Below are 11,563 nucleotides of genomic sequence, written 5' to 3' on the forward strand. Positions count from 1 at the left end.
TTCCCCTCATACTGCGAATACTGACCTGCATGAGTATGCAGAGCACTGCATGATTCGTCAATCCGGCGGTGCACCCGAACTCGGGGCGAGAAGCGGTTTTTGGTCAGGCCGAGAAGAATTTGAAGATCCTTTGAACGCGGGAAACCGCTTACCCGTACCTCTCGCCGAACGCAGGCGCCGCGTTTCAGCACACCGAGGACACCCCCGTCCCCCGACCCCTAGTGAGGCATCCGCATGTCCAGGGCTCTTCCGAAGTACAACAAGCGTCGCGTCGCGTTCATCGGCGGCGCCGCCGCGGTGGCACTGTCCGGCACGGTGATCGCCGGCTTCGCCCTCGCCGGGGAGACGCCCGCGAGCGGTGGGACGAACGCCCGGACGCTGGCCGGTCCCGGCACCATCTCGTGCCCGGACGTCACCGGGCAGCTGCCCGCGGTGCCCGCTTCGGCGCAGGCGGAGGTCGACAGCAACCTCGCCCAGCTGAACACCCAGATCGAGGAGGCCAACAAGCGCCTCGTCGACACGGTCGGCCAGGGCGGACCCAACTTCGTCCAGAACGCCATCCTCGGCCCGCTGGAGGACAAGCGCGTCGCCGCCCTCAACCGCATCGAGACCGCCATCGGCCGCGCCGCCGAGAAGCCCGAAGGCCTTGAGGCCTTCGCCGCCTGCCAGCTCAACGCCGACGGCGGCGCCGGGGCGGGCGAGGCAGCGGGAGGCGAGGCGGGCGCGGGTGAAGAGGCCGGTGCCGGTGCGGAGGCCGGTGCGGAAGCGGGTGCCGAGGCCGGTGCCGGTGCGGAAGCGGGTGCGGGCGCCGAGGCCGGCGAGGAAGCGGGTGCCGGCGAGGACGCGGGCGCGGGTGCGGGCGAGGCGGGGAACGCCGGGGCCGGCGCGATCAGCTGCCCGGACGTCACCGGCGAGCTGCCCGCGATCCCCGCCTCCGCGCAGGCCGAGGTCGACCGCAACCTGGCGCAGCTGGACACCCAGGTCGCGGAGGCCAACAAGCGCCTCGTCGACACCGTCGGCCAGGGCGGACCCAACTTCGTCCAGAACGCCATCCTCGGCCCGCTGGAGGACAAGCGCGTCGCCGCCCTCAACCGCATCGAGACCGCCATCGGCCGCGCCGCCGAGAAGCCCGAGGGCCTCGAGGCCTTCGCCGCCTGCCAGCTCAACCAGTGAGGTGACAGGCACCGTGGCCGCCCCGAGTGAGCGCCGGCCGGGGCGGCCACGGGCAGGCGCCTGAGTTCGGGATCCGGCAGAGGTGACCGGATCCCGTGATCGCTCAGCCCGTCGCCCGCAATTCCTTAGACAGTCGAAAGACCTGCGCCCATAATCGTTTGGCATGGGAAAGACTCATGAGCGCATAGAAGGCCGGCTCCGCTCGTTCATCGAGGCGCAGCCGGTCTTCTTCACCGCCACCGCTCCCCTGTCCACCGACGGCACGGTCAACCTCTCGCCCAAGGGCCTCAAGGGCTCCTTCGCGGTGCTCGACGAGCACACCGTCGCCTACCTCGACTTCGCAGGCTCCAACGCCGAGACGATCGCCCATCTGCGGGAGAACGGGCGGATCACCCTGATGTGGTGCGCCTTCCAGGGCCCGCCCAACATCGTCCGTGTGCACGGGCGGGGCGAGCCGGTCTTCCGCGACGACCCGCGCTTCCGGGAACTCCTCGCCCGCTTCCCGGACATCGACCCGGCCCAGCACGGCCTGCGCGCGATCATCGTCGTGACGGCCGAACTCGTCCGCGACACCTGCGGCTACGCGGTGCCCTTCATGGAGTACGAGGCGGAGCGCGATCTGCACGCCAAGCGTTTCGCACGCGAGGACGACACCTCGCTCGACGCCTACTTCACCAAGAAGGAGCACATCGCGACCAGCCTGGACGGACTACCCGGGCTGCCGTTGCCGCTGCCTCCCTCTACGGTCTGAGACATGCGCCCCGGTGCCGTCACCCTCGCCGTCTCCTCCCTCCTGATGCTCGGCGCCGGGCAGCCCGTCCGGGCAGTGCCCCTGCCGGAGCGGATGGCGGACACCGGCGGCGGCACCCAGCTGATCACCGCGGTGGCCCCGAAGCGGGCCTCCACCAAGGGCACGGTCACCTGGTGGGACCTCAGGGGCGGGCGGTGGGTGAGGACCGGCTCCGCGCCCGCCCGCTTCGGAGCGAACGGACTCACCGAGGACGCCGCCCGCAAGCAGGGCACGAACACGACACCGACGGGCCTGTACGGACTGCCGTACGCCTTCGGCATCAAGGCGGCACCGCGCGGGACGGCGTACAGCTACCGCCGGGTGCACCGGGACTCCTGGTGGTGCCAGGACAACGACTCCCGCTCCTACAACCGCTGGACCGAGCCCCGCGCGGCCGACTGCCGGGCCGCCGAGTCCGAGCAGCTGATCACCTACCGGGCTCAGTACGCGCACGCGCTCGTCGTCGACTTCAACTACGAGCGTCCCGTCCGGGGGCGTGGCGCGGGCATCTTCCTGCATGTGAACGGGCGGGGAGCGACGGCCGGCTGCGTCTCCGTGCCGAGGGAAGCGATGCGGCGGATCCTCACCTGGGCCGATCCGGCGAAGCGTCCCCACATCGCGGTCGGGACGAAGAGCGGGACCACCGCCGTCACCCGCTACTGAGGCGGGAACGCCGCGCGGGCACGCATGCGGGTTACCGCTGGTCACTCCCGTCCGCACATGACTCGGTGCACGGCTGAACACTCCCGCGCCCCGGCACGTATCTGTGGGCCAAGGGTCAAGTCCCCACGGAGGAACCGTGACCACCACGCTCGCAGGCGGCCGTGCCGCCCGTCGCCAGACGATGCGCCGCATCCGCCCGCGCCGCTCCCCGGCCGTCCCGCTGCTGATCGCCCTGTGGGCGGGAGCCGCGGCCGTGCTGTGGCTGTGGTGGGACAACACACCGTCCCTCGCGGACAACGCGAGCAAGATCCTGGCCGCCGGCCGGATCACGGGCCTGCTCGCCGGCTACCTGATGGCGCTGGTGGTGCTCCAGATGGCCCGGGTGCCCGCGCTGGAGCGCCGGGTGGGCACCGACCGGGTCGCCCGCTGGCACGCCATGACCGGCCGCTACACGCTCTGCCTGGTCCTCGCCCATGTCTTCCTGACCATGTGGGGCTACGCCCTGCAGGCGGGCAAGGGGCTCGGCGACATCGTCCAGCAGACCACCGATTCCATCAACCAGCTGCCGGACATGGGCAAGGCCGCCATCGGCACGGGTCTGCTGTTCGTCATCGGGATCCTCTCGATCGGCGGGGTGCGCCGACTGATCGGGTACGACACCTGGTACCACGTGCACCTGCTCACCTACGCGTCGGTGTACATGACGTTCTGGCACCAGATCACGACCGGCAACGAGTTCGCCGTCGAACCGGCCGCGAAGACCTTCTGGTACGGGCTGTACGGCGTGGTGACCGCGCTGGTGCTCTGGTACCGGATCCTCACCCCGATCCGGCTGAACCTGCGGCACCGTATGCGGGTCGAGGCGGTCATCGAGGAGACCCCGGGGATCGTGTCCGTGCTGATCGGCGGGCGCAAGCTGCACCGGATGGGCGCGGAGGCCGGGCACTTCTTCCGCTGGCGGTTCAAGGCGCCCGGCATGCGCTTCAGTTCGCACCCGTACTCCCTGTCGGCGGCGCCCCGCCCGGACATGCTGCGGATCACCGTCAAGGCGATCGGCGACCACACGTCCCGGCTGCGCGAGCTCCAGCCCGGCACCAAGGTGTGGGCCGAGGGCCCCTACGGCGCGATGACCGCGCAGCGGCGCAGCCGCGGCAAGGTGCTGCTGGTCGCGGGCGGTGTCGGCATCACCCCGATGCGGGCCCTGTTCGAGACGCTGCCGGGCGCGTCCGGCGACATCACCCTTCTCTACCGGGCCAACACCACCCAGGACCTGGCGCTGTGGGGCGAGCTGGCCAAGATCGCCGACGAGCGCGGCGCGCGGCTGATGTACGCGGTCAACAGCCCCGACGGGGAGCGCCCCGACATCTCAGCTGAGTCCCTCCAGCGGAAGATCCCCGACGTCGACGACCACGACGTCTTCATGTGCGGGCCGCCCGGCTTCGCGCAGTCGGTCTACGAAGCACTGCGCGGCGCGGGAGTCCCCGCCCGCCGTATCCATCACGAGTCGTTCGAGATGTGAGCGACGGGACATCAACGGCCCTTCAGGAGCTTGAGAAACGATGAGGAAGAGTCACCCCCTCCGGCGCGCCGTGCTCGCCGGCGCAGCCACCGTCTCCGGAATCGTGCTGCTGCTGTCCATGAAGCCGGCCTCCGACCCGGGCGGTGCCCAGGCGGCCGGCGGCCAGGTCCCGCCCGCGGCGGCCGGGCAGGCGCCGCAGGGCGGCGTGAACGGCGCCGTCACCGGTGACGCGCAGCAGACGGAGTACGGCCCGGTCCAGGTCCGTCTGACCATGAGCGGCGGAAAGATCACTCAGGCCGAGGCGGTCCAGGCCCCCAAGGGCGGACGCAGCGACCAGATCACCGCCAGCTCGGTCCCCCGCCTCAACCAGGCCGCGGTCGCCGCCGGGAACGCGCAGATCGACGCGGTCTCGGGCGCCACCTACACCAGCGCCGGCTACAAGAAGTCGCTCCAGTCCGCGCTGGACAAGGCTCCGGCAGGAGGCGGCGGCGCCTCGCAGGGCTCCGGACAGGGCTCCGGGGCGGGCAGCGCCCAGGCCAAGACGGTCACGGGCACCGCCGCGCAGACGCAGTACGGTCCCGTCCAGGTCCGTATCACCGTCGCGGGCGGGAAGATCACCAAAGCCGAGGCGGTCCAGGCCCCCAAGGGCGGACGCAGCGACCAGATCACCTCCTCCTCCGTCCCCCGCCTCAACCAGGCCGCCGTGGCGGCCGGGAACGCGCAGATCGACGCCGTCTCCGGAGCCACCTACACCAGCGCGGGCTACAAGCAGTCCCTCCAGTCGGCGCTGGACCAGGCCGGTGGCTGACACGGTGGCCGACCCCGCACAGGCTCCCGCCGCGGTACGTCATGTGGAAGAGACGATGGGGACCGTCTTCTCCCTCGACGTCCGCGGCGGGGAACCGGCCGCCGTACGCGCGGCCCTGGACGAGGCCGTCGCCGGACTGCACCGCGTCGACGAGGTGTTCAGCACCTACCGCGAGGACAGCCAGATCGCCCGGCTGCAACGCGGTGAACTGACCGTCGCCGAGTGCGATCCCGAGGTCGCCGAGGTCCTGGAACTGGCGGCCGAGGCGGAGCGGCTGAGCGACGGCTGGTTCAGCACGTCGTACCAGGGCCGTCTCGACCCGACCGGCATCGTCAAGGGCTGGGCGGTCGAGCGGGCCGCCCGGGCGCTGTCGGCGGTGCCGGGGGTGTGCGGCGTGAGCGTCAACGGCGGCGGCGACGTGCAGTTGCTCGGGGCGCCGGGGTCGCAGCGGCCGTGGCGGGTGGGTGTGTCGGACCCGTTGCGGCCGGGGGGTCTCGCGGCCGTCGTCTCGGCGGCCGGGGTGGACGAACTGTCCGTGGCCACGTCCGGTACGGCGGAGCGGGGCGCGCACATCCTCGACCCGCGTACGGGGCATTCCGCCGTGACCGATCTCGTCGCCGTGACGGTGGTCGGGCCCCGACTGACCTGGGCGGACTGCTGGGCCACGGCGGCGTTCGCGATGGGGTCGCGGGAGGGGCTGGCGTGGCTGGAGTCCCTGCCGGATGTCGAGGCCTTGCTGATCACGGCGGGTGACGAGGTGCGCTGTACCGGGGGGTTGGCGGCGCGGCTGGGGTGAGACTGACCTTCTTAGGGGCGCGGGGAACTGCGCGAGCAACCACAGCCCACCCGCACACGACAAGAACGGCCACCCCTGCGGAGCTCAGTGCCCGTTCTGCGCCAACCTCAGCAAATGCTCCGCCAGCGCCTGCCCCCCATCCGGCTCCCGGCTGATCAGCAGCAACGTGTCGTCACCGGCGATCGTCCCCAGGATGTAGTGCAGCTCGGCCTGGTCGATCGCCGAGGCCAGGAACTGCGCGGCCCCCGGCGGCGTACGCAACACCACGAGATTCGCCGAAGCCTCCGCGGAGATGAGCAGTTCCTGCGACAGCCGCCGCATCCGCTCCTCCTTCGCCGACCCGCCCAGCGGCGCACGGGGCGTACGGAAGCCGCCCTCGCTGGGCACCGCGTAGATCAGGTCACCGTCGGTGTTGCGGATCTTCACCGCGTTCAGCTCGTCCAGGTCCCGGCTGAGCGTCGCCTGCGTGACGCTCAGCCCGTCGTCGGCGAGCAGCTTCGCCAGCTGGCTCTGCGACCGCACCGGCTGCCGGTTGAGGATGTCCACGATCCGGCGGTGGCGTGCGGTGCGGGTCTGCGGCACGGCGGGCCCGTTCGCCCCCTGCTCGTGCTCGTGCTCCTGCGCCTGGCTCATCGTCGTCTCATTCTCCGGATCGTCCGTCCCCGCGCACTGCCTGGAGGATGCCGGGCAGCGCCCCGAGGAAGGCGTCCACCTCGTCGTCGCCGAGGTTCAGCGGCGGCATCAGCCTGACGACGTCCGGGGCGGGCACGTTCACCAGGAATCCGGCCTCCTGAGCCGCCTGGCGCACCTGGGGCGCGAGAGGCTCGGAGAGCACGATACCCAGGAGTAGGCCCGCGCCCCGGACAAAATCGATCAACTCGTGGCCGAGGCCTTCGATCCCGTCCCGCAACGCCGCGCTCTGCCGCTTGACGTTGTCCAGCAACCCCTCGTTCTCGATGGTGTCGAGGACGGCGAGCCCGGCCGCGCAGGCGACGGGGTTCCCGCCGAACGTCGTGCCGTGGTGCCCGGGCTGGAGCAGCTCCGCGGCCCGCCCGAAGGCGACGGTCGCGCCCAGCGGCAGCCCGCCGCCGAGCTGCTTGGCGAGGGTGACGATGTCGGGCAGGACCCCCTCGTGGGCCTGGTACTCGAACCAGTTCCCGGTCCGGCCGATGCCGGTCTGCACCTCGTCGAGGACGAGGAGCGCCCCGGTCGAGGCGGTGATGGCACGGGCGGCCTTGAGATAGCCGGCGGGCGGGACGACGACGCCCAGCTCGCCCTGGATCGGCTCGATGATGACGAGCGCGGTCTCCTCGGTCACCGCGGCGGCCAGGGCCTGCGCGTCGCCGAAGGGGACGTGGGTGACGTCGCCGGGCAGCGGCAGGAACGGCTCCCGCTTGCCGGGCTGGCCGGTCATCGCCAGGGCGCCCATGGTCCGCCCGTGGAAGGCGCCCTCGGTGGCCACCACATGGGTCCGCCCGGTCAGCCGGCCGATCTTGAACGCGGCCTCGTTGGCCTCGGCGCCGGAGTTGCAGAAGAAGACCCTGCCGTCCCGGCCGAAGAGGCGGAGCAGCCGCTCGGCGAGGGCGACGGTGGGCTCGGCCATGAAGAAGTTGGAGACGTGGCCGAGGGAGCCGATCTGCCGGGTCACGGCCTCGACGATCGCCGGGTGGGCGTGGCCGAGGGCATTGGTCGCGATGCCGCCGACGAAGTCGAGGTAGGAGGTGCCGTCGGCGTCCCAGACACGGGTGCCCTCGCCGCGTGCCAGGGGCAGCAGCGGGGTGCCGTAGTTGTTCATGAGCGCGCCTTGCCACCGCTCGGCGTACTCCTGATGGGCGGTCATACGGCATCCCCCTCTTGCTCGTCGGGCACGACCATCGTGCCGATGCCCTCGTCGGTGAAGATCTCCAGCAGGATCGAGTGCTGGACCCGGCCGTCGATGACGCGGGCGGTGGTGACGCCGCCGCGTACGGCGTGCAGACAGCCCTCCATCTTCGGCACCATGCCGGAGGACAGGTCGGGCAGCAGCCGCTCCAGTTCGGAGGCGGTGAGGCGGCTGATCACCTCGTCGCTGTTCGGCCAGTCCTCGTAGAGTCCCTCGACGTCCGTGAGGACCATGAGGGTTTCGGCGCCTAGTGCAGCAGCGAGTGCCGCAGCCGCCGTATCAGCATTGACGTTGTAGACATGTCCATCGTCCTGGGAGCGGGCGATCGAGGAGACGACCGGGATCCGGCCGTCGGCGATCAGGGCCTCGATGGCGCCCGTGTCGATCGCGGTGATCTCGCCGACCCGGCCGATGTCGACGAGTTCGCCGTCGATCTCGGGCTGGTGCTTGGTGGCGGAGATGGTGTGGGCGTCCTCGCCGGTGAGGCCGACGGCCAGCGGGCCGTGCTCGTTGAGCAGCCCGACCAGCTCCCGCTGGACCTGACCGGCCAGCACCATGCGGACGACGTCCATGGCGTCCTCGGTGGTCACCCTGAGGCCCGCCTTGAACTCGCTGACGATGCCGTGCTGGTCGAGGGCGGCGCTGATCTGCGGGCCGCCGCCGTGCACGACGACGGGCTTGAGGCCGGCGTGGTGCAGGAACACCACGTCCTGGGCGAAGGCGGCCTTCAGGTCCTCGTCGATCATGGCGTTGCCGCCGAACTTGATGACGACCGTCTTGCCGTTGTGCCGGACCAGCCAGGGCAGCGCCTCGATGAGGATCTGCGCCTTGGGCAGGGCGGTGTGCTTACGCGTGATGCTCATGACGAGTAGGCGCTGTTCTCGTGGACGTAGTCGGCGGTGAGGTCGTTGGTCCAGATGGTGGCGGTCTCGGAGCCGGCGGCGAGGTCGGCGACGATGTGCACCTCGCGGTAGCGCATGTCGACCTTGTCGCGGTCCTCGCCGACGCCGCCGTTCTTGCAGACCCAGACGCCGTTGATGGCGACGTTCAGCCGGTCCGGCTCGAAGGCGGCGGACGTCGTGCCGATCGCGGAGAGCACGCGGCCCCAGTTGGGGTCCTCGCCGTGGATGGCGCACTTGAGGAGGTTGTTGCGGGCGATGGAGCGGCCCACCTCGACGGCGTCGTCCTCCGTCGCGGCGTTGATCACCTCGACCTTGATGTCCTTGCTGGCGCCCTCGGCGTCCCGGATGAGCTGCTGGCCGAGGTCGTCGCAGACCTGCCGTACGGCCTCGGCGAACTCCTCGTACCCGGGGGTCACGCCGGCGGAGCCGGAGGCGAGCAGCAGCACGGTGTCGTTGGTGGACATGCAGCCGTCGGAGTCGACCCGGTCGAAGGTCGTCCGGGTGGCCGCGCGCAGGGCCTTGTCCAGGACCTCGTCGTCCAGGTCCGCGTCGGTGGTGAGCACGACGAGCATGGTGGCGAGGCCGGGGGCGAGCATGCCCGCGCCCTTGGCCATGCCGCCGACGGTCCAGCCGGCCTTGGTGACGACGGACGTCTTGTGGACGGTGTCGGTGGTCTTGATGGCGATCGCGGCCTTCTCACCGCCGTGCTCGGAGAGCTGGGCGGCGGCCGTCTCGACGCCGGGGAGCAGCTTGTCCATCGGCAGGAGGAGGCCGATGAGGCCGGTCGAGCAGACGGCGACCTCGATGGCGCCCCGGCCGAGCACCTCGGCCGCCTTCTCGGCCGTGGCATGCGCGTCCTGGAAGCCCTTCGGACCCGTACAGGCGTTGGCGCCACCGGAGTTGAGGACGACGGCGGACACCTGACCGCTCTTCAGCACCTGCTCGGACCACAGGACCGGCGCGGCCTTCACACGGTTGGCGGTGAAGACACCGGCGGCGGCGCGGCGGGGGCCGGTGTTGACCACGAGGGCCAGGTCGGGGTTGCCGTTCTCCTTGATCCCGGCGGCGATCCCGGCCGCCGTGAACCCCTGTGCTGCCGTCACACTCACGGCGCGACTCCGATCGTCGTCAGTCCCGTGGCCTCGTCGAGACCGAGGGCGATGTTCATGCTCTGGACGGCACCGCCCGCGGTGCCCTTGGTGAGATTGTCGATGGCGCTGATCACGATGATCCGTCCGGCGGCCGCGTCGTACGCGACCTGCACCTGAACGGCGTTCGAACCGTAGACGGACGCCGTGGCGGGCCACTGTCCCTCGGGGAGCAGGTGCACGAAGGGCTCGTCGGCGTAGGCCTTCTCGTAGGCGGCGCGCACGGACTCGGCCGTGACGCCCTCCTGCGCGGCGGCACTGCAGGTGGCGAGGATGCCGCGCGGCATCGGCGCCAAGGTGGGCGTGAAGGACACGGTGACCGGCTCACCGGCGGCGGCGCTGAGGTTCTGGGTGATCTCGGGCGTGTGCCGGTGCCCGCCGCCGACGCCGTACGGGGTCATCGACCCCATGACCTCGCTGCCCAGCAGGTGGGGCTTGGGCGCCTTGCCCGCGCCGGACGTGCCGGAGGCGGCGACGATCACGGCCTCGTTCCCGGCGAGTCCGGCGGCGTAGGCCGGGAAGAGGGCCAGGGAGACGGCGGTCGGGTAGCAACCGGGCACCGCGATGCGCTTGGACCCCTCCAGCGCAGCGCGGGCACCCGGCAGTTCGGGAAGGCCGTAGGGCCAGGTTCCGGCGTGCGGCGAGCCGTAGAACTTCTCCCAGGCGGCGGCGTCCGTCAGCCGGAAGTCCGCGCCCATGTCGACCACCAGCACGTCCGGGCCCAGCTGCTCGGCGACGGCGGCGGACTGCCCGTGCGGCAGTGCGAGGAAGACGACGTCGTGACCGGCGAGGACCTCGGGGGTGGTCTCCTGGAGCACTCGCCCGGCCAGGGGCAGCAGGTGCGGTTGGAGCGCACCGAGTTTCTGCCCCGCGTTGGAGTTGCCGGTGAGGGCGCCGATCTCCACCTCGGGGTGGGCCAGCAGCAGACGCAGCAGTTCCCCGCCCGCGTATCCACTCGCTCCGGCCACTGCCGCACGTACCGCCATGGAACCTCCTCCTTAGAGGGCATGACTATACGTTGCGCTGCACGTTTATGCAATCCCCGGCAGTGGTCCGCGGACCCCGGCCGGCGGCCCCGCAAACCTGCTTTGTCGGGACCATGACCACAGGTTAAGGTCCCCCGGCACTTATCAGGGGATCTTGGCGGGTGGGGGACATAACCGAACAAGGCGGCACGCACATCAGCGGCGCCCAAGCATGGGGGCAGGCGCTCGCGGCGGTGGTGGTGATGGGGGCGCTCGGCGCCGGTCTGTGGGCGCAGAACGAGATGGCCGGGACCAACGCCGGGACCAGCGAGCCTCGACCTGCCACCTGCTCGGACGGGGAGACCGAGCCGCCGAAGGGTAAGCACCTCTCCGGAGTCGAGCTGTGCGAGGCGCTGAACCGTTCCGACCTCGGGGCTCTGCTGGGCACCCCCACCGAGACCGCGAAGACCGCGAGCGGCAGCGACAGCGCCTTCGGGAAGATCGCCACGCCCTCGTCGCAGGTCGAGTTCGAGACCTACACGGTGACGCTGGCGGCCACCTACGACGGCCGTCCGGTGGCCGGATCCGCGGCGTCGCTCGGGGCGGAGGCACGACAGCGGACGATGCTGGGCCGTCCGGCGGTTCTCTACTCGGACCGCACCATCAGCATCCGCTTCCGCCTCGACGGGAGCGACAGCGAGAGCGGCCCCGGTGTCCCGGCGCGGGCGCTCACCGTGGCCCGGGACGCGAAGGACAGCGGCGGTTCCCTGGATGTGACGCTGTGGCGCGCGGACGGGATGGTGCCGGACGACGCGGTGCTCCTCCGGGTCGCCGAGAAGGTGCTGCCGACCGTCCGGGGATGGGCCCCCGCCGAATGACCGGCCCGGCAGGTGAGGGCCGGGCGTGGGCCGCCGCCC

General features: G+C 71.3%; 12 protein-coding genes. 7 read left to right on the forward strand and 5 right to left on the reverse strand.

The window, feature by feature from the left end:
• Positions 1–234: 234 nt before the first annotated feature.
• The 6 genes from ACFT4A_RS33620 (at position 235) to ACFT4A_RS33645 (ending at position 5,749) form a co-directional block, all read left to right on the forward strand.
• Positions 235–1,173: a hypothetical protein gene (locus tag ACFT4A_RS33620; RefSeq protein ID WP_382837830.1), complete on the forward strand. Its 939-nt coding sequence runs from the start codon at positions 235–237 to the stop codon at positions 1,171–1,173.
• 163 nt (positions 1,174–1,336) lie between these two features.
• Positions 1,337–1,924: a pyridoxamine 5'-phosphate oxidase family protein gene (locus ACFT4A_RS33625; RefSeq protein ID WP_382837833.1), complete on the forward strand. Its 588-nt coding sequence runs from the start codon at positions 1,337–1,339 to the stop codon at positions 1,922–1,924.
• A gap of 3 nt (positions 1,925–1,927) precedes the next feature.
• On the forward strand, positions 1,928–2,626 hold the full coding sequence (locus ACFT4A_RS33630) for a L,D-transpeptidase (RefSeq protein WP_382837835.1): 699 nt from the start codon (positions 1,928–1,930) through the stop codon (positions 2,624–2,626).
• A gap of 136 nt (positions 2,627–2,762) precedes the next feature.
• Complete coding sequence (locus ACFT4A_RS33635; RefSeq protein ID WP_382837838.1) at positions 2,763–4,145, forward strand: ferric reductase-like transmembrane domain-containing protein; 1,383 nt, start codon at positions 2,763–2,765, stop codon at positions 4,143–4,145.
• 40 nt (positions 4,146–4,185) lie between these two features.
• On the forward strand, positions 4,186–4,953 hold the full coding sequence (locus ACFT4A_RS33640) for an FMN-binding protein (RefSeq protein ID WP_382837841.1): 768 nt from the start codon (positions 4,186–4,188) through the stop codon (positions 4,951–4,953).
• Complete coding sequence (locus ACFT4A_RS33645; RefSeq protein ID WP_382837843.1) at positions 4,946–5,749, forward strand: FAD:protein FMN transferase; 804 nt, start codon at positions 4,946–4,948, stop codon at positions 5,747–5,749. Before ACFT4A_RS33640 ends, ACFT4A_RS33645 begins: the two co-directional genes overlap by 8 nt.
• A gap of 84 nt (positions 5,750–5,833) precedes the next feature.
• Here the strand turns inward: ACFT4A_RS33645 and ACFT4A_RS33650 are convergent, their stop codons facing one another.
• From ACFT4A_RS33650 to argC, 5 genes are read right to left on the reverse strand one after another with little or no spacing between them, the layout of a single operon-like run.
• Positions 5,834–6,382, reverse strand: a complete 549-nt coding sequence (locus tag ACFT4A_RS33650) for an arginine repressor (RefSeq protein WP_382837845.1) — start codon at positions 6,380–6,382, stop codon at positions 5,834–5,836.
• Positions 6,383–6,389: 7 nt separating this feature from the next.
• Positions 6,390–7,589 (reverse strand): acetylornithine transaminase, encoded by a 1,200-nt coding sequence (locus ACFT4A_RS33655; RefSeq protein ID WP_382837848.1) that lies wholly within the window; start codon positions 7,587–7,589, stop codon positions 6,390–6,392.
• Entirely contained in the window at positions 7,586–8,494 is a 909-nt protein-coding gene (argB, locus tag ACFT4A_RS33660) for an acetylglutamate kinase (protein ID WP_382837852.1), read from the reverse strand. Before argB ends, ACFT4A_RS33655 begins: the two co-directional genes overlap by 4 nt.
• Positions 8,491–9,642, reverse strand: coding sequence for a bifunctional glutamate N-acetyltransferase/amino-acid acetyltransferase ArgJ (gene argJ / locus ACFT4A_RS33665; protein ID WP_382837854.1), 1,152 nt, complete (start codon positions 9,640–9,642; stop codon positions 8,491–8,493). Before argJ ends, argB begins: the two co-directional genes overlap by 4 nt.
• Positions 9,639–10,667, reverse strand: a complete 1,029-nt coding sequence (gene argC / locus ACFT4A_RS33670) for an N-acetyl-gamma-glutamyl-phosphate reductase (protein WP_382837856.1) — start codon at positions 10,665–10,667, stop codon at positions 9,639–9,641. Before argC ends, argJ begins: the two co-directional genes overlap by 4 nt.
• Positions 10,668–10,828: 161 nt before the next feature.
• Between argC and ACFT4A_RS33675 the strand changes: the two genes are divergently transcribed.
• Positions 10,829–11,524, forward strand: coding sequence for a DUF6215 domain-containing protein (locus tag ACFT4A_RS33675; RefSeq protein ID WP_382837859.1), 696 nt, complete (start codon positions 10,829–10,831; stop codon positions 11,522–11,524).
• The last annotated feature ends 39 nt before the right edge of the window (positions 11,525–11,563 follow it).

It is taken from the genome of Streptomyces sp. NPDC057099 (assembly GCF_042671245.1).
Classification (GTDB): Bacteria; Actinomycetota; Actinomycetes; order Streptomycetales; family Streptomycetaceae; genus Streptomyces; species Streptomyces purpurascens.

What these genes read in the sequence shown, in the direction of transcription:
- ACFT4A_RS33620 (WP_382837830.1), top strand. Translation starts at nt 235, where the DNA reads ATGTCCAGGGCTCTTCCGAAGTACAACAAGCGTCGCGTCGCGTTCATC.
- ACFT4A_RS33625 (WP_382837833.1), top strand. Translation starts at nt 1,337, where the DNA reads ATGGGAAAGACTCATGAGCGCATAGAAGGCCGGCTCCGCTCGTTCATC.
- ACFT4A_RS33630 (WP_382837835.1), top strand. Translation starts at nt 1,928, where the DNA reads ATGCGCCCCGGTGCCGTCACCCTCGCCGTCTCCTCCCTCCTGATGCTC.
- ACFT4A_RS33640 (WP_382837841.1), top strand. Translation starts at nt 4,186, where the DNA reads ATGAGGAAGAGTCACCCCCTCCGGCGCGCCGTGCTCGCCGGCGCAGCC.
- ACFT4A_RS33650 (WP_382837845.1), bottom strand. Translation starts at nt 6,382, where the DNA reads ATGAGCCAGGCGCAGGAGCACGAGCACGAGCAGGGGGCGAACGGGCCC.
- ACFT4A_RS33655 (WP_382837848.1), bottom strand. Translation starts at nt 7,589, where the DNA reads ATGACCGCCCATCAGGAGTACGCCGAGCGGTGGCAAGGCGCGCTCATG.
- argB (WP_382837852.1), bottom strand. Translation starts at nt 8,494, where the DNA reads ATGAGCATCACGCGTAAGCACACCGCCCTGCCCAAGGCGCAGATCCTC.
- argC (WP_382837856.1), bottom strand. Translation starts at nt 10,667, where the DNA reads ATGGCGGTACGTGCGGCAGTGGCCGGAGCGAGTGGATACGCGGGCGGG.